At 67.4% G+C, this 22,137-nt stretch carries 17 protein-coding genes and 3 tRNA genes; 2 read left to right on the top strand and 18 right to left on the bottom strand.

Going from position 1 to position 22,137, the window contains the following annotated elements:
• Nucleotides 1–3: 3 nt before the first annotated feature.
• From rpsI to VEC57_09335, 3 genes are all read right to left on the bottom strand, one after another.
• A complete protein-coding gene (gene rpsI, locus VEC57_09345) occupies nucleotides 4–402 on the bottom strand; it encodes a 30S ribosomal protein S9 (GenBank protein HYB99322.1) in 399 nt (132 codons plus the stop codon).
• A gap of 23 nt (nucleotides 403–425) precedes the next feature.
• Nucleotides 426–866: a 50S ribosomal protein L13 gene (gene rplM, locus VEC57_09340; GenBank protein ID HYB99321.1), complete on the bottom strand. Its 441-nt coding sequence runs from the start codon at nucleotides 864–866 to the stop codon at nucleotides 426–428.
• Nucleotides 867–903: 37 nt separating this feature from the next.
• Nucleotides 904–980, bottom strand: a tRNA-Asp gene (locus VEC57_09335).
• Nucleotides 981–1,138: 158 nt separating this feature from the next.
• Here VEC57_09335 and VEC57_09330 point away from each other — a divergent pair.
• Nucleotides 1,139–2,764, top strand: coding sequence for an AMP-binding protein (locus tag VEC57_09330; protein HYB99320.1), 1,626 nt, complete (start codon nucleotides 1,139–1,141; stop codon nucleotides 2,762–2,764).
• 267 nt (nucleotides 2,765–3,031) lie between these two features.
• Nucleotides 3,032–4,861: a DNA helicase RecQ gene (gene recQ, locus VEC57_09325; protein ID HYB99319.1), complete on the top strand. Its 1,830-nt coding sequence runs from the start codon at nucleotides 3,032–3,034 to the stop codon at nucleotides 4,859–4,861.
• Between the two features lie 85 nt (nucleotides 4,862–4,946).
• Here recQ and VEC57_09320 read toward each other — a convergent pair.
• From VEC57_09320 to aceE, 15 genes are all read right to left on the bottom strand, one after another.
• Nucleotides 4,947–5,019: transfer RNA gene (locus tag VEC57_09320), tRNA-Val, on the bottom strand.
• A gap of 124 nt (nucleotides 5,020–5,143) precedes the next feature.
• On the bottom strand, nucleotides 5,144–7,666 hold the full coding sequence (lon, locus tag VEC57_09315; protein ID HYB99318.1) for an endopeptidase La: 2,523 nt from the start codon (nucleotides 7,664–7,666) through the stop codon (nucleotides 5,144–5,146).
• A gap of 80 nt (nucleotides 7,667–7,746) precedes the next feature.
• A complete protein-coding gene (gene clpX / locus VEC57_09310; GenBank protein HYB99317.1) occupies nucleotides 7,747–9,000 on the bottom strand; it encodes an ATP-dependent Clp protease ATP-binding subunit ClpX in 1,254 nt (417 codons plus the stop codon).
• A 16-nt stretch (nucleotides 9,001–9,016) separates the two neighbouring features.
• On the bottom strand, nucleotides 9,017–9,610 hold the full coding sequence (gene clpP / locus VEC57_09305; GenBank protein ID HYB99316.1) for an ATP-dependent Clp endopeptidase proteolytic subunit ClpP: 594 nt from the start codon (nucleotides 9,608–9,610) through the stop codon (nucleotides 9,017–9,019).
• Nucleotides 9,611–9,659: 49 nt separating this feature from the next.
• Entirely contained in the window at nucleotides 9,660–10,970 is a 1,311-nt protein-coding gene (gene tig / locus VEC57_09300; GenBank protein HYB99315.1) for a trigger factor, read from the bottom strand.
• A gap of 58 nt (nucleotides 10,971–11,028) precedes the next feature.
• Nucleotides 11,029–11,112, bottom strand: a tRNA-Leu gene (locus tag VEC57_09295).
• Between the two features lie 64 nt (nucleotides 11,113–11,176).
• Nucleotides 11,177–12,259, bottom strand: coding sequence for a GDSL-type esterase/lipase family protein (locus VEC57_09290; protein ID HYB99314.1), 1,083 nt, complete (start codon nucleotides 12,257–12,259; stop codon nucleotides 11,177–11,179).
• Nucleotides 12,260–12,281: 22 nt separating this feature from the next.
• Nucleotides 12,282–12,497: a DUF5989 family protein gene (locus VEC57_09285; GenBank protein HYB99313.1), complete on the bottom strand. Its 216-nt coding sequence runs from the start codon at nucleotides 12,495–12,497 to the stop codon at nucleotides 12,282–12,284.
• A 14-nt stretch (nucleotides 12,498–12,511) separates the two neighbouring features.
• Entirely contained in the window at nucleotides 12,512–12,925 is a 414-nt protein-coding gene (locus VEC57_09280; GenBank protein HYB99312.1) for an SxtJ family membrane protein, read from the bottom strand.
• A 12-nt stretch (nucleotides 12,926–12,937) separates the two neighbouring features.
• Nucleotides 12,938–14,776 (bottom strand): carbamoyltransferase, encoded by a 1,839-nt coding sequence (locus VEC57_09275; protein ID HYB99311.1) that lies wholly within the window; start codon nucleotides 14,774–14,776, stop codon nucleotides 12,938–12,940.
• Between the two features lie 98 nt (nucleotides 14,777–14,874).
• Nucleotides 14,875–15,525, bottom strand: a complete 651-nt coding sequence (locus VEC57_09270; GenBank protein ID HYB99310.1) for an HAD family hydrolase — start codon at nucleotides 15,523–15,525, stop codon at nucleotides 14,875–14,877.
• Between the two features lie 63 nt (nucleotides 15,526–15,588).
• A complete protein-coding gene (locus VEC57_09265; GenBank protein HYB99309.1) occupies nucleotides 15,589–16,257 on the bottom strand; it encodes a TetR/AcrR family transcriptional regulator in 669 nt (222 codons plus the stop codon).
• A gap of 216 nt (nucleotides 16,258–16,473) precedes the next feature.
• Entirely contained in the window at nucleotides 16,474–17,916 is a 1,443-nt protein-coding gene (gene lpdA, locus VEC57_09260) for a dihydrolipoyl dehydrogenase (protein ID HYB99308.1), read from the bottom strand.
• A 3-nt stretch (nucleotides 17,917–17,919) separates the two neighbouring features.
• On the bottom strand, nucleotides 17,920–19,407 hold the full coding sequence (locus VEC57_09255; GenBank protein ID HYB99307.1) for a 2-oxo acid dehydrogenase subunit E2: 1,488 nt from the start codon (nucleotides 19,405–19,407) through the stop codon (nucleotides 17,920–17,922).
• A gap of 8 nt (nucleotides 19,408–19,415) precedes the next feature.
• The gene (gene aceE, locus VEC57_09250; GenBank protein HYB99306.1) at nucleotides 19,416–22,088 is read right to left on the bottom strand and encodes a pyruvate dehydrogenase (acetyl-transferring), homodimeric type; all 2,673 of its coding nucleotides are present in this window, start codon (nucleotides 22,086–22,088) and stop codon (nucleotides 19,416–19,418) included.
• Nucleotides 22,089–22,137: the final 49 nt, after the last annotated feature.

Genomic DNA, 22,137 nt, shown 5'->3' with positions numbered 1-22,137 from the left:
GGACTATCGCTTGGAGTACTGCGGACGCTTGCGCGCCTTGTGACGGCCGTACTTCTTGCGCTCGACCACTCGGGAGTCGCGCGTCATGAAGCCCGCCTTCTTCAGTGCCGGCCGCAGCTCGGGCTCCGAGCCCGCCAGCGCGCGGCTGATGCCGTGCCGAACCGCGCTGGCCTGCGCCGAGATGCCGCCGCCCCGGACCTTGACGACGACGTCGTAGCCGGACGGCCGCCCAACCACCTCGAACGGCTGGGCGATGATCATCCGCGAGGTTGGACGCGGAAAGTAGTCGTCGATCTCGCGTTCGTTGATCGTGATCTTGCCTAGACCCGGCTTGAGCCAGATGCGGGCGATTGCCGTCTTGCGCTTACCGGTTGCGAGCGTGGGCTGAGGTCCTGCTGCCATCTTGTTTTCCGTTTCGTTGCTGCTCAGACGCTGAGCTGCGCAGGCGTCTGGGCGACATGCGGGTGTTCGCTGCCGGTGTAGATCTTGAGCTTCTTGGCGAGCTGGCGGCCCAGGCGGTTGCGCGGCAGCATGCCGGTTACGGCCTTGCGGATGACTTCCTCCGGGCGGGTGGCCAGGATCTCGCCGGCGGTGCGCTCGCGGATGCCGCCGGGATAGCCCGAGTAGCTGTAATAGATCTTGCCTTCGGCCTTGTTGCCCGTCAGCCGCACCTTGTCGGCGTTGATGACGACGACGAAGTCGCCGCAATCGACATGGGGCGTGAACGCCGGGTTGTGCTTGCCGCGCAGGACGGCGGCCACGCGCGTGGCCAGGCGCCCGAGCACCTGCTCGTTGGCGTCGACCACGTACCACTTGCGGGCCGCGCGCGCGGCTTCGACGGACAGGCTCTTGGTGACCTTCTGCATGCTTCCTCTCGGGCGCGCCACCGGATGTCAGGGAGAATGGCGGGGCCGACGAGACTCGAACTCGCGACCTCTGGCGTGACAGGCCAGCGTTCTAACCGACTGAACTACGACCCCGTTCCTTCCTGCGCAGGTCCGCGACCAGCGCATGTTCGGCCTCCCTTGGAGGCCGTGGCAAACGACCGAGCCCGGCTACCTAACAGCAAAGGAGGACACGGGCAAATCTTGCCACCCAACGCTCGCCTCGGAGGCGCCTCTGTCGTAGGGAGTGCCGCATGAGCACCAGGGGTACGGGTCAAGGAGGGACGCTGCAGCGCACGCTGGAGGTGTTCCAGGTTCTGGGTGACGTCGGATTGCTGTGGCCGCCGGTCCTCATGGGCCTCGGCAAGGCGATGGGCAAATGGGGCTCGACCGTTGCCGGCGGCGTGGCGGCCTCGGCCGCCCGGCGGCCCAACGACGTGGGCCTGGTCGACGAGGTCGGCGCGCCGCTGACGTTCGGCGAGATCGACCGGCGCAGCAACTCGATCGCGCGCGGTCTGATGGCGGCGGGCGTCCGATGCGGCGATGGAGTGGGCCTGTTCGCGCGCAACCATCGCGGCTTCGTCGAGGCCATGATCGCGCTGAACAAGATCGGCGCCAACACGATGCTGCTCAACACCGGCTTTGCGGCGCCGCAGCTGAGCGAGGTGCTCGAGCGCGAGCAGTCGCAGATCGTCCTGTACGATGAGGAGTTCGAGCCGATCGTCAGCGCCGGCGCCGGCAACCGCAAGCGTTTCGTCACGCTGGCGGAGGGAACCAGCCCGTACCCGACGCTCGAGGAGCTGACGCGAACTCACGATTCCTCGGAGCTGCCGGCACCCGCGAAGCATGGCCGCACCACCATCCTGACCTCGGGCACCACCGGCACGCCCAAAGGCGCGCAGCGACCGCCGCGGCGGACGAGCCTGGATACGCTCGTCGGCCTTCTCGGTCGTATGCCGCTGCGCATGGAAGAGAAGAGCTTCATCGCCGCGCCGACGTTCCATTCCTGGGGCGGCGCGCACCTGATGCTGTCGTCGATCCTGTCGTGCACGGTGATCCTGCGGCGCCGCTTCGATCCGGAAGACACGCTTCGGACCATTCACGAGCACCGTCCCGATGTGCTCGCGGTCGTGCCCGTGATGCTGCAGCGGATCCTGGCGCTGCCGCCGGAGGTGATCCGCAAGTACAACACGCGCTCTCTTCGTGTGGTGGCGGCGAGCGGCTCGGCACTGCCGGGCGAGCTGGCGCTGCGATGGATGGATACGTTCGGCGACAATCTCTACAACTTCTACGGATCCACCGAGGTCGCGCAGGCGACTATCGCCATGCCCGACGAGCTTCGCTCGGCGCCGGGCACCGCCGGCCGCGCGCCGCGCGGCACCATCGTCAAGCTGTTCGACGCCGAGGGGCGCGAGGTCGTGGGCCCCAACAAGACCGGCCGAATCTTCGTCGGCAACGACAATCAGTTCGAGGGCTACACCGGCGGCGGCAACAAGGAGGTCATCCAGGGCCTCATGTCCTCGGGCGACGTCGGGCGTTTCGACGAGAACGGATTGCTGTTCGTCGAGGGCCGCGACGACGACATGATCATCTCCGGAGGCGAGAACGTCTTCCCGCGCGAGGTCGAGGATCTGCTTTGCGATCATCCGGCGGTGCACGAGGCCGCCGTGCTCGGCGTGCCCGACCAGGAATTCGGCCAGCGCCTGAAGGCGTTCGTCGTGCTGCGCAACGGCAACAACGTCAGCGCCGAGGACCTCAAGCAGTACGTGCGCGACCATCTGGCGCGCTACAAGATCCCGCGAGAGATCGTGTTCCTGCCCGAGCTGCCGCGCAATCCCACGGGAAAGGTGCTCAAGCGCGTGCTGCGCGAGCAGGCTTGAGGTCCCCATCACGCGCGTGCTGCGCGAGCAGGCCTGACGACCGACATCACCCGCGCGCAGTAGCGAGCCGGTCCTGGTGTTTTGCGCGAAGCCGCTGCACGAGCACGCCGAGCCGCACCAGGCCGAGCGAGGATCTTCCCGATCGTCCGTCGCACGATTCCGACATGACCGTGCAGTCATGACTTCGCCGTCAACGAACGCACCGCGGCGGTCGAGCCTGGACGTCGGGTCCGCTATGTACACACGCGCCGCCACGGTGGCGGTGTCATGCAGGCCGCGCTCGACCACGCCCGTTCGCTTCTGCAATCCGTCTTCGGATTCGCCGACTTCCGTCCCGGACAGGAGGAGGTCGTCGAGGCCGTGCTCGGGGGCGCCGACGTCCTGGCCGTCATGCCCACCGGCAGCGGCAAGTCGCTCTGCTACCAGCTTCCGGCGCTGCTCCGCGACGGCCTGACCGTGGTGGTCTCCCCGCTGATCGCGCTGATGCGCGACCAGGTCGGCCAGCTCCGAGAGTACGGAATCGCGGCGGCGGCGTGGAACTCCTCCAACGGCCTGCAGGAGAACCGGCGCATCGAGCAGGCGCTGCGCGAGAAGTCGCTGCGCCTGCTCTACGTGGCGCCCGAGCGCCTGGTACGCGACGAGACGGTGCGGGCGTTGCGCGAGGCCGGGGCGGCGCTGCTGGCCATCGACGAGGCGCACTGCGTCTCGCAGTGGGGCCATGACTTCCGGCCCGAGTACCTGACGCTCGGCACGGTGCGCGAGCAGCTCGGCGGCGTGCAGGTGATCGCGCTGACCGCCACGGCCGATGCGCCAACGCGCGCCGACATCGAGCAGAAGCTGTTTGGAGCGCCGCCGAGGACTTTCGTACGCTCCTTCGACCGGCCCAACCTGCGCCTGGCGATGCGGCCCAAGGACAACGCGCGCCGCCAGATCGTCGCGTTCGCCGGCGAGCACGCCGGCGCCAGCGGCATCGTCTACTGCGCCTCGCGCCGGCGGACCGAGGAGCTGGCGGAGCAGCTCGCGGCCGAAGGGGTGCGGGCGCTGCCGTACCACGCCGGCCTGGATCAGGAGCTGCGCAGCCGCAACCAGGACATCTTCCTGCAGGAGGACGGCGTGGTCATGGTGGCGACGATCGCCTTCGGCATGGGCATCGACAAGCCCGACGTGCGCTTCGTGTGCCATGCCGACCTGCCCGCCAACATCGAAGGCTACTACCAGGAGATCGGACGAGCCGGCCGCGACGGCCTGCCGGCCGACACGCTGACGCTCTACGGCCTCGACGACATGCGGCTGCGGCGCGCGCAGATCGAGCAGGGCGAGGCATCGGACGAGCGCAAGCGCATCGAACGCCAGCGCTTCAACGCGCTGGTGGCGCTGTGCGAGGCGCCGCGCTGCCGGCGCCAGACGCTGCTCGCGTACTTCGGCGAGCCGTCGGCGACGTGCGGGAACTGCGACCTGTGCATCGGCGGCGTGGAGCTGTTCGACGGGACCATCGAGGCGCAGAAAGCGATGTCGGCCGCGCTGCGCACGGGCGAGCGGTTCGGCAGCGAGCATCTCATCGCGATCCTGACGGGCAACGCCACCGATGCGATTCGCCGGTGGAGCCACGACTCTCTTCCGACGTTTGGCGTGGGCGCCGACCGCAGCGCGAACGAGTGGCGCGCGATCTTTCGCCAGCTCTACGCGCTGGGCGTCCTCTCGCTGGACATCCTCGAGCACGGGCGCTGGACGGTGACCGAATTCGGGCGGCGCGTGCTGCGCGGGCAGGAGAAGGTCGAGCTGCGGCGCGACGTGCTCGTCCCGCGGCCATCACGCGCCGACAAGAAGGCCAGAGGCAAGGCGGCGCCTCCCCTGCTGCAATCGTGCGACACGATTCTGTTCGACGCGCTCAAGGTGCTGCGCCTGGACCTGGCCAAGGCGCGCGGCCTGCCTGCCTACGCCGTGTTCGCGGACCGTACGCTCATCGAGATGGCGGCGGCACGACCGCGGACGCTGCAGGAGATGCGCGGCGTGCACGGCGTCGGCGATGCGAAGCTGGAAAAGTACGGCACCGCCTTCCTCGAGGTCGTGCAGCAGCACGCACAGTCTCCGCGGTGACGAAGGTGGGCGGTGACGGGATCGAACCCGAGTCGGCGCGCGGCGAGTTCGACGGTCGCCTCATGGCCGCGCCGGCGATGGGACGTGGGCGGTGACGGGATCGAACCGCCGACCCGCGGCGTGTAAAACCGCTGCTCTACCAGCTGAGCTAACCGCCCGAAACGAAGCGAGCCGGCTGCTTTGGTGGGCCGGCTCGTTATCTAAGCATCAATGCGTGTAGAGTCGAAGAATGGGGTCTGGCACTTTTCCGCAAAGCCGGAAAAGGTGCCAGACCCCTGCGGATCAGTGAGTGACCACGTCTCCCGGAGCGGGCGTTTCGCCGGCCGGCGCCGGGGGCGCCTGCTGCTGCGTGAGCTCCACTTCCATCGGCAGCGCGCCGAGGTCGCGCGGCCGTGTCATCAGGAAGACCGACTTGCGGCTTTCGGGCAACAGCAGCGCGCCGTCGAGGACCTCGTCCATGTGCTCGACCGACTTGATCTCCAGCGCGCGCAGGATCGTCGTCGGCAGCTCCTGGATGTCCTTGGTATTCTCGGCGGGGATGATCACCTTCTTGATGCCGGCGCGGTGCGCCGCCATCAGCTTCTCCTTGAGACCGCCGATCGGCAGCACGCGCCCGCGCAGCGTGATCTCGCCGGTCATCGCCACGTCATGCCGCACCGGCATGCGCGTCAACGCCGAGACGAGCGACGTCGCCAGCGTGATGCCCGCCGACGGGCCGTCCTTCGGGATGGCCCCCTCGGGAACGTGGATGTGCACGTCGATCGACTGGTAGAAGTCGGGCCGGAAGCCGAGCTCCATGGCGCGCGAGCGCACGTAGCTCATCGCGGCCTGCGCGGACTCCTGCATGACCTCGCCGAGCTGGCCGGTGATGGTCAGCTTGCCCTTGCCCGGCAGCACGGTGACCTCGGTGTTGAGCAGCTCGCCGCCCATCTCGGTCCAGGCAAGGCCGGTGGCGATGCCCACCATCGACTCGTCCTCGGTGCGGCCGTAGCGGTACTTGGGCGCCCCCAGGTACTTCTCGATGGCCTTGGCCCCGATGTTGACGATCTTGGGATTCTCGGTGCTGGCGACCTTGACCGCGACCTTGCGGCAGACCGCCGCGATCTCGCGCTCCAGGTTACGGACGCCCGCCTCCTTGGTGTAGCGGCGGATGATCATCAGCAGCGCCGCATCGGCGAAGACGAGCTGGTTCTCGTCCAGGCCATTGGCCTCGCGCTGCTTGGGCACGAGGAACTCGCGCGCGATGTTGAGCTTCTCCAGCTCGGTGTAGCCGGGGATGCGGATGATCTCCATGCGGTCCTGCAGCGGCCGCGGTATGCGGTCGAGCATGTTCGCCGTGGTCACGAACATCACCTTGGACAGGTCGTAGTCGACGTCCAGGTAGTGGTCGTTGAACGAGGTGTTCTGCTCTGGATCGAGCACCTCGAGCATCGCCGAGGCGGGATCGCCGCGGAAGTCGGTCGACATCTTGTCGACCTCGTCCAGCAGGAAGACGGGATTGCCCTTGCCGGCCTTCTTCAGGCCCTGAATGATCTTGCCGGGAAGCGCGCCGATGTAGGTGCGCCGGTGGCCGCGGATCTCGGCCTCGTCGCGCACGCCGCCGAGCGAGACGCGCACGAACTGGCGCCCGGTGGCGCGCGAGATCGAGCGGCCGAGCGAGGTCTTGCCGACGCCTGGAGGTCCGACCAGGCAAAGGATCGGGCCCTTGATCGAGCCGACCAGCTTGGTCACGGCCAGATATTCGAGGATGCGCTCCTTGACCTTCTCCAGGCCGTAGTGGTCCTCGTCGAGGACGCGGCGCGCTTCCTTGATGTCGATGCGGTCTTCCGAGTAGTCGCCCCAGGGCAGCGCCAGCATCCAGTCGATGTAGTTTCGCACCACGGTGGCCTCGGCCGACATGGGCGACATCATCTTGAGCTTCTTGATCTCCTTCTCGGTCTTCTCGCGTGCCTCTTCGGGCATCTTAAGCTTGGCGAGGCGCTCCTCGAGCTCCTGGATCTCGTTCTTGAACTCGTCCTTCTCGCCGAGCTCCTTCTGGATCGCCCGCATCTGCTCGTTGAGGTAGTACTCCTTCTGCGTCTTCTCCATCTGCTTCTTGACGCGGGAGCGGATGCGCTTTTCGACCTCGAGGATCTCCATCTCCGAACGCATGAAGCCGAGCACCTTCTCCAGGCGCTCGGAGACGTCGAACGTCTCGAGCAGATCCTGCTTGTCCTCGAGCTTCACGGTCAGATGCGAGACGACCGTGTCCGCAAGACGTGACGGGTCCTCGATCGAGTTCACCGTCATCACCATCTCGGGCGGAATCTTCTTGTTGGCGCGAACGTAGGCCTCGAACGTCGAGTTGACGCTGCGCACCAGGGCCTCCAGCTCGGGGCCGGTGGCGGTGTTCTCATCGATGGACTCGATGTGCACCGAGAAGAAGCGCTCCTCCTGGGCGAAGCTGGTCACGCGCGCGCGATACTTGCCTTCCACCAGCACCTTGACCGTGCCGTCGGGCAGGCGAAGCAGCTGAACGACCTGACCGAGCGTGCCGACGGCATGGATGTCGGCCTCGGTCGGATCGTTCGTCTTGGCCTCCTTCTGGGCGGCCAGGAGGATGGCGTGGTCTCCGGCCATCGCTGCCTCGAGGGCGGCGATGGACTTCTGCCGGCCCACGAACAGGGGCACGACCATGTGCGGAAAGACGATGATGTCGCGCAGCGGCAGCAGCGGAATGGCGGCAGACTTCTTGTTCTCGCCTTCCCCTTCGCCTCCCGACCTCGGGTTGCGGAAGATCATCGGCTCTCTCTCTTTACTGCTCATTGGAATTCCTTCCCCTCTCTCCTGCCCCCACCAGGGCCACCATCCTCTCCTGCGGCGAACGACAGTTTTCGCGGCAGCAGCTAGCTCGCGCGGGTCGCACTGGCATAGACGATGATGGGGTTGTCCTTGCGCTCGACGACCTCTTCGGAGATCACGACTTCCTCGATCTCCGACTGCGAAGGAACATCATACATCACTTCCAGCATGATCTCTTCCATGATGGCGCGCAGGCCGCGAGCCCCCGACTTGCGCCGGAAAGCCTCGCGCGCGATCGCGCGCAGCGCCCCCTCGGTGAACTTCAGGCGCACATTCTCCATCTCGAAGAGCTTCTGGTACTGCTTGGTGAGCGCGTTCTTGGGCTCCTTGAGGATGCGCACGAGCGAGTCCTCGTCAAGGTCGTGCAGGGTCGCGATCACCGGCACGCGGCCGACGAACTCCGGAATCATGCCGAACTTCAGCATGTCCTCCGTCTGGACCTCGGTCAGCACGGTGACCCCGTCGGCGTCGCGCTTGGCGCGGATGTCGGCGCCAAAGCCCATCCCCTTCATGCCGATGCGGCGCCGGATGATGTCGTCGAGTCCGACGAAGGCACCGCCGCAGATGAACAGGATGTTGGTCGTGTCGACCTGCAGGAATTCCTGCTGCGGATGCTTGCGGCCGCCCTTGGGCGGAACGCTCGCGGTCGTTCCTTCGATGATCTTGAGCAGCGCCTGCTGCACGCCTTCGCCCGAGACGTCGCGCGTGATCGACGGGTTGTCGCCCTTGCGCGCGATCTTGTCGATCTCGTCGATGTAGACGATGCCGCGCTGGCACTTCTCGACGTCATAATCCGCGTTCTGCAGCAGCGACAGGATGATGTTCTCGACGTCCTCGCCGACGTAGCCGGCCTCGGTCAGGCTGGTGGCGTCGGCGATCGCGAACGGCACCTGGAGGAACCGCGCAAGCGTCTGTGCCAGCAGCGTCTTGCCTGACCCGGTCGGGCCGATGAGAAGGATGTTGGACTTCTGCAGCTCGACGTCGCCGGTCACCATCGAGGAGTCGATGCGCTTGTAATGATTGTGGACGGCGACGGCCAGGACCTTCTTGGCACGCTCCTGCCCGACCACGTACTGATCCAGGACCTTCTTGATGTCGGAAGGCTTGGGCACCGAGGAGACGGCGCTGATCGCTTCTTCCTGATCGCACTCCTCGGCGATGATGTCGTTGCAGAGGTCGATGCACTCGTCGCAGATGTACACCGTCGGACCGGCAATGAGCTTGCGCACCTCTTCCTGTCCCTTCCCACAGAAGGAACACACCAGATCCTTGGTCTTGTCGTCTCCCTGTTTGCGCATCTCTGGCTCCGGACCCTTATGCGGCCGTCGGCCGGCTCGTGATCACCTGATCGACGATGCCGAACAACTTCGCCTCCTCCCCCGTCATGAACCGATCCCGGTCGGTTTCCTTGTCGATCCGGTCCAGATCCTGACCGGAGTGCTTGGATAGTATGACATTGAGCTCCTGCCTAATCCGCAGGATTTCTCTGGCCTGGATCTCAATGTCGCTGGCCTGGCCCTGAACCCCGCCCATCGGCTGGTGGATCATGATGCGCGCGTGAGGCAGGGCGTAACGCTTCCCGGCCGCGCCCGCGGCCAGGAGGATGGCGCCCATGCTGGCGGCCTGTCCGATGCACAGCGTCGAAACGGGCGGGCGGATGTACTGCATCGTGTCATAGATCGCCAGACCGGCCGTCACCGACCCGCCGGGTGAGTTGATGTACAGGTAGATGTCCTTGTCGGGATCCTCGGCTTCGAGGAAGAGAAGCTGAGCCGTGACAAGGGATGCAGTGAGATCGTTGACGTCGGAGGTGAGGAAGACGATTCGCTCCTTGAGGAGCCTCGAGTAGATGTCGTAGGCCCGCTCACCGCGACCGGTGGTCTCAACGACCATGGGAACCAGATTCATGTACACCTCGCGGGCGTGGCCCTCCGAACAGGAAGGGAGGGTATAGGGTTTAGGCATGGTCGGCAACTTGGCTTTCGTCCACTTCCCGCTCCTGCACGGTCGCGCTCTCGAACACTTTTTGCGCCGCTTTTTCGCGCATTAAGCCGCGCCTCAATTCCGCCACGGCGCCCGGTCGCGAGTAATGCTTGCGCAGTTCGTCGGCGCGCCTGCCGGCCTGCACCATCTGGGCACGGACGCGGGTCTCCATCTCATCCTGAGTCACCTCGATGCCCTCGGCCGCAGCGATCGCGTCCAGGATGAACTGCGCCTTCAACTCGCGCTGCGCCCGCGGCTCCAGCGCCTTGTGCAGCTCCTCGGCCCTGGGGTCGTCGCCGTGCGCCTCGACTCCCATCTCGTGCATGTACCCGTGAATGGTCTGGTGCAGGAGGGCCTTTGGCAACTCGAAGTCGTGCGCATCGACCAGCGCCGAGAGCAGCGCACTGTGCATGCGCCGCTCCCCGTCGCGGCGCGCGCGGTCGCGCAGGTCCTGGCGAATGCGCTCGCGCAGGGCCTCGAGCGTCTCGATCCCCTCCAGCCCCGCCTCGAGGGCGAGGCTGTCGTCGACCGGCGGCAGGACCTTGGTCTTGACCTCCTTGACCGTTACGTCGAAGCGGATGGTGCGGCCACGCAGCTTCTCGTCGCCATGATCCTCGGGAAAGGCGACGACGAGAGAAGTCCGCTCGCCCCGGCGCACGCCCACGAGTTGCTTTTCGAAGTCCTCGGGAAAACGCCCCGACCCCACCTCGAGCGCGAGATCCTCGCCGCTCGTGCCCGGCACCGGCTCGTCACCGTCGAAGCCGTACATGTCGAAGACCACGACGTCGCCGTTCTGCACCATTTCCCGGTCGCTTTCGGTCTGCAGCACCGCCATTCGCTGGCGCAGCAGCTCGAGCTGGGCATCGACGTGCTTGTCCTCGACTGCCACGATCAGCAGATCCGCGGGCAGGCCCTGGTAGCGGCCGAGCCGCACGTCGGGCCTCACCTCCACGCTGGCCTCGAAGGAAAGGCCGCCCTCGCCTTCGTACTCGTGCTTGAGCAGGCGCGGCTGGCTGACGATGTCGAGCGAGTGTTCGCGGATGCTCTGCGCGCACCCCTCCTCGATCAGCTCGGTCAGCACTTCGCGCTCGACCTCCTCCCCATAGACCTTCTCGAGCATGGGCCGGGGTGCCTTGCCCTTGCGAAAGCCCTTGAGCTGGGCGCGCGACTGCAGACGGCGATAGGCCTGATCGAAGCGGCCGCGCACGTGCTGCGGCGACACCGAGACCTTGAGCGTCCGTGCTGCCGGGCCTGACTCTTCGACGGTGGATTGGATCTCTTCCATGTGGCGGTGACTTTTCCCTCGGTGACTACGGCGTTGCACGCCGGCGCGGTGCGAAGAGTGCGAGAGGGGGGACTCGAACCCCCAACCGCCGAAGCGGGCTGGATCCTAAGTCCAGTGCGTCTGCCAATTTCGCCACTCTCGCCCTTTTGCACGTGCGGCCGGCAAGCCGCGATTGCAGCGGCGACGGTTCCACCGCCGCCCCGGATTTACAAGTCAGGTTTTCGCGACAGCCTCTCGGCCAGGGGAGCTCGCAGCAGGTCGGCGAGCACGCGGTGGCCGGCCTCGTTCAGATGACCGTCGACGGCGAAGTAGAGGGCTGCACCCGAGCTGCGGTGCGCCTGGTCGAGCGCGGGCGTGGCGTCCAGGAAGTCGATGCCCAGGGCGCGCAGCCGCTCGCCGATCTCGCGCGCAGGCCGCGTCAGGTCGTAGGCGGAGTCGAGGTCGGGGACCTTTGCCTTCAGGCTCTCGCGCGCCTGCGGCTCGACCATCGAGCGGTACGGCAGCAGCACCACCAGCAGCGGCGCATCGAGAGCTGCGACGCGGTCGCGAAGCTCGGCCAGCAGCGCGGCCGACAGGTCGTAGTCTGCGCGCGCGGCCGGCGTCAGCTCGCGTGCGCACAGCGCGAGATAGCCCTCGAAAGGCAGCCATTCGCCGCGCTCCTCGCCATGCCGCATACGCATTCCGTAGCGCAGGTTGCGCGCGAGCTGCAGGAGCTTGATCTGACGCGGCTGGCGGGTCGGATACTGGCGCACGAGGCTTGTCAGCGAAGTGCCGTCGCCGCTGCGCTGCCACTCGTCGTTCTGTGCCAGGTCGTTGCCCAGATAGAGAACGTACACGACGGCGTCGGGAGCGAGCTTCCTGCCGTACTCTTCGACCACCTGAACCTGGTGAACGATCTCGTAGCCGCCCGTGCCGGTGTTGACGACGTCGGCGCCGAGATTCTTTTCGAGCAGGTCGGTGAAGATGCTCCCGCGTTCGACGCCGTAGCCCATCGTGAAGGAATCGCCGAGGGCCAGAATGCGGTCGCGCTGCGGATCGGCGGCGGGCTCCTCATCGCGGAAGCCGAGAGAGTTGGTGACGATGCGCACGCTGTACTCGGGCGTCGTCATCGGCATGTCGATGTTCGGCGCCAGGCGAAAGCCCAGACGCTCGCTACGGATCCACGGCGAGAAGCTGGTGGGCGGGTGATCGGCGAACCGCAGCACCAGCTCCACCGCCAGCAGGCAGACCAGGGTGGCGAGCGCCGCCGCCGCCAGGGCGAACAACGCCAGACGGCGCCGCGAAGCCATCGATGTCAAGACCCGGTCCCGATCAGAACAGCGTGTAGATGAACGGAGCTGCCGCGCTTCCGCCGAAGACGACGAGCGCGCCAACCATCAGGAGCACCACGATGATGGGCGTCAGCCACCACTTCTTGTTCGATCGCAGGTAGTCGACGAACTCGGCGACCAGCCCCGTCTGTCCGAGCTCGGACTGGCGCTCGAACTCGCTGCGCTCTTCCTTTCGTGGTGCGGTGGGATCAGCCATGGAACTCCTCGAGATCAGAACTGCCGGAAGTAGCGGCCGACCTCGACCTTGTCGTGCTCGATCCAGTAGGACTTGGCCTGGCGATCGAGCTTGCGGTTCATGGGGTCGTAGCCGAACGCGCGCATCAGCAGCCCCAGCGGCGTCAGCAGCAGGTAGTAGATCGCACCGAGCAGCAGGTGCGAGATCGTCCAGCCGATGGGAAAGGCGGCGATCATCCATCCGACGAAGATCGGCCGCAGCGCCTGCGGCGCGAGCAGCCCGAGGACGCCGCCCGCCACGGCCGCGCCCGCCAGGATCTGGCTGCCGAGCGTCCAGCCGTTCTTCCACCACAGGGAGGCTGCAATGGCGCCGAAGATCAGCAGGCAGAGCAGGCCGAAATCGCGCAGCGTCTTGCGCGGTGGGTTCCAGTCGATCTCGATCATCGCCATTGCCGCGTCTCCTCAGTCCAGCTGAAACTGCGACAGGTAGGCTTCGACGTCGATCTCGGGTGCGTTCGTCTGCTCTTTCTTGAGCAGGACGAAGTCTTCGAGAACGAGCACGTCCATGTTCGTGGCCAGGAAGCAGCGATAGGCATCTTCGGGCGTGCACACGATGGGCTCGCCGCGCACGTTGAAGCTCGTGTTGATGACGACGGGGCAGCCGGTCTTCTGCTCGAACTTCTCGAGCAGCTTGCGGTAGCGCCCGTGGCGCTCGGCGTGCACGGTCTGCACGCGAGCCGAGTAGTCCACGTGCGTGATGGCCGGAATGCTCGAGCGAGGGACTTTGAGCTTCTCGATGCCGGTCAGCCCCGCCTCGGCGCCGTTGACGGCCAGCCGGTGCTCGTCGCGGACCGGCGCCACCAGCAGCATGTACGGGCTCTCGTCGACCTCGCGCAGCGAGAAGAAGGCGTGCGCCTTCTCGGCCAGCACCGACGGCGCGAAGGGCCGGAACGACTCGCGGAACTTGATCTTGAGGTTCATCGTGGACTGCATCTGGCGGCTGCGCGCGTCACCGAGAATGCTGCGCGAGCCGAGCGCGCGCGGTCCGAACTCCATGCGCCCCTGAAACCAGCCCACGACGTTTTCGCCGGCCAGCAGCTCGGCCACTGCTTCGCAGAGGTCCTCGTCGCCACGGTACTCGTGGTAGGTCGCACCGGCACCGTCGAGGAAGCTGCGGATCTCCTCGCGGCCGTAGCGGGGCCCGAGCAGGCTGCCGTACTGGCTGTCGCTGGCGCCGACCGCGCGCGGCTTGTCCAGCAGCTGGTGCCAGACGAACATCGCCGCGCCGAGGGCGCCGCCTGCGTCGCCCGCCGCCGGCTGGATCCAGATGTTCTCGAACGGCCCTTCGCGCAGCACCCGCCCGTTGCCGACGCAGTTGAGCGCGACGCCGCCGGCCAGGCACAGGTTCCTGGCGCCGGTGACCTTGGCCACGTGCCGCGACATGCGCAGCATCACCTCTTCGGTCACCTTCTGGATCGAGGCCGCGATGTCCATGTGCCGCTCGTCGAGCGGCGTCTCGGGCTTGCGCGCCGGCCCGCCGAACAGCTCGTCGAACTTCGACGAGGTCATGGTCAGGCCCTGGCAGTAGTTGAAGTAGGACATGTCCATGCGGAAGGAGCCGTCCTCCTTCAGATCCAGCAGGTTGTCCATGATGAGGTCGACGTACTTGGGCTGGCCGTAGGGAGCCAGGCCCATCAGCTTGTACTCGCCCGAATTGACCTTGAAGCCGCAGTAGTAGGTGAACGCCGAGTAGAGCAGGCCGAGCGAGTGCGGAAAGCGCAGCTCGCCGAGAAGCTCGAGCTTGTTGCCGCGGCCGATGCCCCAGCTGGCGGTCGCCCACTCGCCGACGCCGTCCAGCGTCATCACCGCGGCCTCTTCGAACGGCGATGGGAAGAACGCGCTGGCCGCGTGCGACTCGTGATGCTCGGTGAAGATGTAACGCTTTTGGTATTCGCCGCCGAGCCCGCGCTTGAGCTCGCGCGGGATGTAGAGCTTCTGGCGCAGCCAGATCGGCATCGCCTTGACGAAGGACGGGAAACCCTGCGGCGCGTACGCCAGATACGTCTCCAGCAGGCGCTCGAACTTCAGCAGTGGCTTGTCGTAGAAAGCCACGTGGTCGAGATCCGCGATCGAGATGCCCGCCTCCCTGAGGCAGTACTGGACGGCATTGGCCGGGAAGTTCGCGTCGTGCTTCTTGCGGGTGAAGCGCTCCTCCTGGGCCGCCGCGACGATGCGCCCGTCTACGAGAAGCGCTGCTGCCGAGTCGTGATAGTACGCCGAAATGCCGAGAATTGCCGTCATGGAACTCGCTGGGGGTGTTGCCGCGCCGCCCTCCCCTGGGCTGCGCGACGGGGGACCACTATAGCGACCGAGCCGGCAACTTCCAGCGCCAGATTCACTCAAAGCAGCCGAAGAACCTCGCCGGGGCGCGCGACGAGCGTCGATGCCCCCGCCTGCACGAGCTCGTGGGCGTCACGGAAGCCCCACAGGGCGCCGACGGCGGTCATCCCGGCGCTGCGGGCGGTGGCCATGTCGGTCGCGGTGTCGCCGAGAAAGAGGACGCTGCGGGGGGATACGGCAAGCGCCTCGGCGATTTCCAGCGCCGCATGCGGATCGGGCTTTCGCGGCACGCCCGCTCGCTCGCCGAGAACCGGATGGAACGACCAGCGGCCGAGCATCGAGCGCACGAGCGAGACCGTCAGGTCATGCGGCTTGTTGGAGAGCACGGCCTTGGGCAGGCCGCGACGCTCGAGCGCGTCGAGAAGCGCCGGCAGACCCTCGTAGACGGCGGTCCTGACGGTCGCGCGGCTGGCGTAGATCTCGCGCATGCGGGCCGCCGTTTTCGCCACCGTTGCCTCGTCGGCGCGCTCGGGCGGCAGCGCACGCCGCGCAAGCATGACGACACCGTCACCGACGAAGCCGCGGTAGCTCTCGAGCGGGTGCACGGGCATGCCGAGCTCGTCCAGGACGGCATTCATCGACTCACCGATGTCGGCAAGCGTATCCAGCAGCGTTCCGTCCAGATCGAAGATGATTGCGGAAAATCTCACGGCGCGGCGCTTATGGCGTCGCTCCGGAACGAAGTCGAGCCTGCGGGCGGCCAGCGCCGCGCTTCAGAACGATGCGCAGCTGAACGTCGTCGAATCCCCGCCCATGCCGCCGCCCGAGGAGCCTTCGTCCTCTTCGGCGACGCGGTCGACTCCGCCGACGATCATCGAGCTCACGAACCGCGTGGCCGCATCGGCGTCGGGCGCCTCATCTTCCAGAAGGCGCAGCGCCGTCTCGATCGTGATGCCGATGAGCGAGGCGGCCAGAAGACGTGCATTGACCGCTGGCATCGCCCCGCGTTCCATCGCGGAGCGCAGCTCCGCCTCGACCTGCCCCAGCTTCTCGCGCACGGCCGGCTCCTGCACCAGCGAGCGCAGCTTGTGCGTGTTGCGCGCCAGCAGCTTGCGCAGCGCCTGGTCGCGCACCGCCTGCCGAAAGCAGACTCGACAGACGCGTTCGATCATCTCCTGCAGGCCCTCGGCGCTGCGCACCCAGGCGTCGATCTCGGCCAGCACCGGTGCGACGGCATCGGCAACCAGCGCTAGAAAGACCGAATCCTTGTCGGGGAAGTAGTTGTAGAAGGTGCTCGTGGTCATCTCGGCTCGTCGCAGGATGTCGCTGATGGTGGCGCGCTCGTAGCCGATATCGGCGAACGTGCGCAACGCCGCTTTCAGAATGATGCGGCGTTTCTCGAGCCGCGCCCGTTCGCGCCGTTCTGCTCCAAGCTCGGTCATCGCTCTCCTCCAACCTCAAGCACCGTGGGGGGCCTCTCAGCAAGGTGTTTGCCAAAGTTGAGGAGCGCCAAAAATTGCGTGCCGATCGCAGCTTGGGGAGGAGCATCCGGCAGGACGGGAACGCTGCCGTACCAAAGCGTTCCGATGTGTGCAGTTGCGGGCGCTTCCGCACGACAGGCCGAGCCGAGCTGCGGGTTCAGCCGCGACGAAGCTTTTTTAGGACCGCCGCCGCCTGGCCGGCGGCAGATGAACGGAGGCGCCGCAGGCCGCGGCCGCCGCTTCCATGAAGTTCTCGGAGAGGGACGGATGAGGGTGAATCGTCGCCATCACGTCCTCGGCCAGCGCGCCCATCTCGATTGCAAGCGCCGCTTCCGAGATCAGCTCCCCCGCCCCGCGTCCGACCATGGCAGCGCCGAGGATGCGGCGGCTGCGCGTCTCCACCGTCAGCTTGGTCAGGCCTTCGGCGGCGCCGAGCGTCCGGGCACGGCCCGAGCCGGCCCACGAGTACCGCACGGTCTCCGCCTCGATCCCGATCTCCTTCGCTTCCTGAGCGCCAAGTCCGCACCAGGCGATTTCCGGATCCGTATAGACGACGGCCGGTACGGCGTTGGGCTCGAATGCGGACGCATGGCCTGCGATGGCTTCGGCGGCCACGATGCCCTCGTGCGTGGCCTTGTGCGCCAGCATCGGACCGCCGACCAGGTCGCCGATCGCATAGATGCTGGGCTCGGCGGTGCGGCGCGTGGCGTCGACGAGGACGAAGCCGCGCTTGTCGACGGCGACGCGCGTGGAGGACAGACCGAGCCCGCTGGAATTGGGCAGGCGGCCAACGGCCACCAGTACGGCGTCGAAGCGTTCGTCGGCGGCCGAGCCGTCGCTCTCGATGTGAGCGATGACGCCGCCGTCGCTCTCGGCAAGGTCGGTGATCCTGGCCGACGTGACGATGGCCTCGAGGCGCGGCGCGAGCTGCTTCTCGAGAACGCGCGCCAGATCACGATCCATGCCCGGCACGATCTCGCCGGTCGCTTCGACGACGCGCACGCGGGAGCCGAGGGCGGCGTAGACCGTCGCCAGCTCCAGACCGACGTAGCCGGCGCCGACGACCAGCAGCCGCCGAGGCACGCTCGCCAGCTCGAGCGCATCGGTCGAGTTCATGACGAGCTCGCTGTCGAGGTCCAGCGGCGCCGGCAGCGCCGGGCGCGAACCGGTGGCCAGCAGCAGGTAGTCGAACCTGCGCGTGGAGATGTCACCGTCCAGGCGCTGCAGCTCCACATCGTGGCCGCCTCGGACCACCGCACGCGCCTGCACGCGCTCGATGCGGCGCGCCTTGGCCAGCGAGTCCAGCCCACCGGCCAGCGCACCCACCACCTCGTTCTTCCACTGCCGCATGCGATCGAGGTCGATGTCCGGCTGCGCGAACGAAAGGCCGTACTCGCGCGCGGCGCGCGCTTCCTCGAGAAGATTGGCCACGTGCAGGTAGGCCTTGGAAGGAATGCATCCGCGATGCAGGCACACCCCTCCCAGCGACGGCTCGGGATCGATCAGCGTGACCTGCAAACCGAGATCGGCTGCGCGAAACGCGGCGGCGTAGCCCCCCGGGCCGCCGCCGAGCACCGCCAGCGTGGCCGGCCGCTGCCCCTCGCGTTCCCGTTCCGCCACGGCTCAGTTGCCTTCGAGGTCCATGACGAACGGCTCTTCCAGAGCCTCGCACACCCACCGTACGAAACGTGCGGCGTCGGCGCCGTCGATGAGACGATGATCGTACGACAGCGACAGCGGCAGGATGCGGCGCGGCTCGAAGCGGTCGACGACCCAGCGCGGCTCCACCTGCGAGCGTCCCACGCCGAGCACGGCCACCTGCGGCGGCGAGATGATGGGGCTGAAATGCGTGCCGCCGATGCCCCCGAGATTGCTCAGCGTGAACGTGGCGCCCTCGAGCAGCTCCGGAGTCAGGGCGCGGCCGCGCGCGCGCTCGGCGATCTCGCCGAGCGCGCGCGCGATCTGCATGATGTTCTTCTCGTCGACGTTGCGGATGATCGGTGCCACGAGGCCGCGGTCGGTGTCGACGGCGACGGCCACGTTGACGTAGCGGTGATAGACGATGCGGCCTCCGTCCAGGTCCAGGCTCGCATTGAGCTTGGGGAACTTGCGCAGCGCCGATCCGAGCGTCTTCAACAGGATCGCGGTGACGGTGAGCTTTCCACCGCCGTGCGCAGCGCGGGAGCCATACTGCTCGCGCAGGCGCTCGAGCTCGGTGACATCGGCGCCGTCGTTGTGCGTGACGTGCGGGATCGTCGTCCATCCGGCCGTCATGCGGTCGGCGATGCGGCGGCGGATGCGATCGATCGGTTCGTACTCGACGGCACCGAAAGCGTCGCGCTCCCCGGGCGCTTCGCCGTCTTCGGCGGCGCCCGGCGGCGTTGCGGCCTGATCGGTGCGCAGCAGCGCCCGTGCATGCCGTTGCACGTCGCGCTCGCTGATGCGGCCGCCCGCTCCCGATCCGGGAACACGAGTGATGTCCACTCCGAGCTCGCGCGCCAGGCGGCGCACCGATGGCGCGGCGGCCACCGGCCCGGCCGCTGCGGGCGGCGGCGCCGGCGCACGCGCGGCCTGGGCCGCGCGCGGCGGCGGCAGGTCGTTCTGCTCGCGTTCGGGGCGCGCCGAAGGTTCGCTTGCCGAGCGGCCGGCGCCGCTGCCGCTCGCGCGTTGCGAGTCGGGCGCGGCAGGCGGCGCCTCTGCGCTCTCGGCCGCTCCCTCGGCCTGCGTTTCCTCTTCATCCTCGCTGCGCGCACGCGCCGCCGAGGGTTGAACGGGCGCCGTCCTGGCTGACGCGGGCCGCTCGGCTGCGCTGGCAGGAGCGTGCTCCGGCTGCGCCGCGGCCGCCGCCGGCGCGGCCTTTCCGGCACCGTCGCCGCCTTCGTCCACGCGCAGCAACGCCTGCCCCATCTTCACTTCGTCGCCTTCCTTGACGAGAATTTCGGCGACGGTCCCCTGCACTGTCGATGGCAGCTCGAACTCGGCCTTGTCGGTCTCGAGCGACAGCAGCGGCTGATCGACGCTGACGGCATCGCCTGCCTTGACCAGCACCTCGACGACCACCGCCGTGTCGATGTTCTCGCCGAGCTTGGGGAGGACCAGATCACGCGACATGGCGCACCTCAGGCAACCTCGAGCGGATGGCGTTTTTCGGGGTCGATCTGCAGCTCCTGCACCGCGCGCTCGACGATGTCGTCCTGGATGCGGCCGATGCGCGCGAGCTCGACCAGAGCGGCCAGCGCGATGTATCGCCGGTCGACCTCGAAGAAGTCGCGCAGCGCGGCGCGCGTGTCGCTGCGGCCGAAGCCGTCGGTGCCGAGCGCGTGGAAAGGCTTGGGCGACCAGCGAGCCACCGACAGCGGCAGGGCGCGTGCGTAGTCGGTGGCGGCCACGACGACATCGCCGCGGTCGGACAGGCAGCGCGAGACGTGAGCGGTGCGCGGCTGCTCGCCGCGATGCAGGTAGTTCCATCGCTCGACCGCGACCGCATCGCGATACAATTCCTTGAAGCTGGTCGCGCTCCAGACGTCAGCGGCGATCGCGTGCTTCTCCTCCAGCCATCGCGCCGCAGCCACGACCTCGTTCAGGATGGCGCCGCTGCCGAGCAGCTGCACCGAAGCTCGCGCATCGCCGAGCTGCGAGCGCTTCAGGCAGTACAGGCCCCGGACGATGCCGTCCTCGGCGCCTTCGGGCATCGGCGGCATCTCGTACGGCTCGTTGCCGACGGTCAGATAGTAGAAGACGCTGTCGCCTTCGGCGTACATCCGCTGCAGGCCGCGCCGCACCAGCACCGCGATCTCGAACGCGTAGGCGGGATCGTATGCCAGCAGGTTGGGAACCGGCAGCGCCAGGATGTGGCTGTTGCCGTCCTGATGCTGCAGGCCCTCGCCTGCCAGCGTCGTGCGGCCCGAAGTCGCACCGACCAGGAACCCGCGGCAGCGCATGTCGGCGGCCGCCCACACCAGGTCGCCCACGCGCTGAAGGCCGAACATCGAATAGAACAGGAAGATCGGGATCGTCGGCACGCCCCAGGTCGCATACGCGGTTCCCGCGGCGATGAAGGAGGAAATCGAGCCGGCCTCGGTGATGCCTTCCTCCAGGATCTGCCCGTTCTTGGCTTCGCGGTAGTACAGCAGGCTCTCGCGATCGACGGGCTCGTAGAGCTGCCCAACGTGCGAATAGATCCCGGATTGCCGAAACAGCGTCTCCATGCCGAACGTGCGCGCTTCATCGGGAACGATCGGCACGACGTAACGGCCGATGTCGTCGTGGCGCATGAGCTTGCCGAGCAGGCGCACCAGCACCATCGTGGTCGAAACGCTGCGGCCGCTGCTGCCGGTCATGAACTCGCCGAAGACGTCGTCGCCGGGAACGCTCAGGCGCGGCGCGCGATCGACGCGCGCGGGGATGGCGCCGCCGAGCAGCTTGCGCCGCTCCTGCAGGTACTGGATCTCCGGGCTGTCCTCGGAGGGCCGGTACAGCGGCGTGCGGACCATCTCTTCGTCCGAGATCGGAATGCCGAAGCGTGCGCGGAACTCGCGCAGCTCGTTCTCGTTCAGCTTCTTCTGCTGATGCGAAACGTTGCGTCCCTCGCCGGCCTCGCCGAGCCCGTAGCCTTTGATCGTGCGCGCCAGGATGACGGTGGGCGAGCCGCGGTGCTGCACCGCCGCGTGATAGGCCGCGTAGACCTTGACCGGATCGTGTCCGCCAAGGCGCAGGCGGGCCAGCTGCTCGTCCGAATAGTTGGCGACCAGTCCGGCAAGGCGCGGGTCGGCGCCCCAGAAGTGCTTGCGGATGTATTCGCCCGAGCCGGTTGCGTAGCGCTGCACCTGGCCGTCGACCGTCTCGCGCCAGCGTTCGGCGATCAGCCCATCGACGTCGCGCTCGAGCAGCGAGTCCCAATCGCTTCCCAGCACCACCTTGATGACGTTCCAGCCGGCGCCGCGGAAGACCGCCTCCAGCTCCTGGATGATCTGACCGTTGCCGCGTACCGGTCCGTCGAGGCGCTGCAGGTTGCAGTTGACGACGAAAATGAGGTTGTCGAGCTGCTCGCGCGAAGCCAGCGACAGCGCGCCGAGGCTTTCGGGCTCGTCGGTCTCGCCGTCGCCGAGGAAGGCCCAGACGTGCGCACGCGACGTCGACGCGAGCCCGCGGTCCTCGAGGTAGCGGTTCATGCGCGCCTGGTAGATCGCCATGATCGGGCCAAGCCCCATCGACACGGTCGGGAACTGCCAGAAGCTCGGCATCAGCCACGGATGTGGATACGAGGACAGGCCGCCTCCGGGCGACAGCTCGCGCCGGAACTTCTCGAGGTCGGCCTCCGAAAGCCGCCCTTCCAGGAATGCGCGCGCGTAGATGCCGGGCGAGGCGTGGCCCTGAAAGAAGACCTGGTCGCCGGGATGGTCGGCGGTCGGAGCATGGAAGAAATGCTGGAACGCCACCTCCAGCAGCGTCGCCGACGAGGCATAGGTGGAGATGTGTCCGCCAATGCCCTCCTCTTCACGGTTGGCGCGGACGACCATCGCCATGGCGTTCCAGCGCACCAGGCTCTTGATGCGGCGCTCCAGCGCCAGGTTGCCGGGATACTTCGGCTGGGCGCTGGCGGGGATCGTGTTCAGGTAGGGCGTGGTCAGCGGCTCGGTCGGCGCGGCGCCGCTGCGCGTGGCGCGCTCCTGCAACCGCGCCAGCAGATAGGAGGTCCGCTCGGGGCCGTGGTGCTTGAGGACGTACTCGAGCGACTCCAACCACTCCTGCAGCTCGACGTCCTGTTCGACTGGCGCTTCTGGTACTGCCACGGGATTGCTGCCGCCGACGCTGGACGCTAGCCCATTTCCCTGGCGGCGG

The organism is Candidatus Limnocylindrales bacterium (genome assembly GCA_035626395.1).
In the GTDB taxonomy this organism is placed as follows: domain Bacteria; phylum Desulfobacterota; class Binatia; order UBA1149; family CAITLU01; genus DASPNH01.
The sequence above is the reverse complement of the archived record's forward strand: the minus strand, read 5'-3'. Positions and strand labels throughout refer to the sequence as shown.

Coding starts and splice junctions, on each gene's coding strand:
- rpsI (HYB99322.1), bottom strand. CDS start 402: ATGGCAGCAGGACCTCAGCCCACGCTCGCAACCGGTAAGCGCAAGACG.
- rplM (HYB99321.1), bottom strand. CDS start 866: ATGCAGAAGGTCACCAAGAGCCTGTCCGTCGAAGCCGCGCGCGCGGCC.
- VEC57_09330 (HYB99320.1), top strand. CDS start 1,139: ATGAGCACCAGGGGTACGGGTCAAGGAGGGACGCTGCAGCGCACGCTG.
- recQ (HYB99319.1), top strand. CDS start 3,032: ATGCAGGCCGCGCTCGACCACGCCCGTTCGCTTCTGCAATCCGTCTTC.
- lon (HYB99318.1), bottom strand. CDS start 7,666: ATGAGCAGTAAAGAGAGAGAGCCGATGATCTTCCGCAACCCGAGGTCG.
- clpX (HYB99317.1), bottom strand. CDS start 9,000: ATGCGCAAACAGGGAGACGACAAGACCAAGGATCTGGTGTGTTCCTTC.
- clpP (HYB99316.1), bottom strand. CDS start 9,610: ATGAATCTGGTTCCCATGGTCGTTGAGACCACCGGTCGCGGTGAGCGG.
- tig (HYB99315.1), bottom strand. CDS start 10,970: ATGGAAGAGATCCAATCCACCGTCGAAGAGTCAGGCCCGGCAGCACGG.
- VEC57_09290 (HYB99314.1), bottom strand. CDS start 12,259: ATGGCTTCGCGGCGCCGTCTGGCGTTGTTCGCCCTGGCGGCGGCGGCG.
- VEC57_09285 (HYB99313.1), bottom strand. CDS start 12,497: ATGGCTGATCCCACCGCACCACGAAAGGAAGAGCGCAGCGAGTTCGAG.
- VEC57_09280 (HYB99312.1), bottom strand. CDS start 12,925: ATGGCGATGATCGAGATCGACTGGAACCCACCGCGCAAGACGCTGCGC.
- VEC57_09275 (HYB99311.1), bottom strand. CDS start 14,776: ATGACGGCAATTCTCGGCATTTCGGCGTACTATCACGACTCGGCAGCA.
- VEC57_09265 (HYB99309.1), bottom strand. CDS start 16,257: ATGACCGAGCTTGGAGCAGAACGGCGCGAACGGGCGCGGCTCGAGAAA.
- VEC57_09255 (HYB99307.1), bottom strand. CDS start 19,407: ATGTCGCGTGATCTGGTCCTCCCCAAGCTCGGCGAGAACATCGACACG.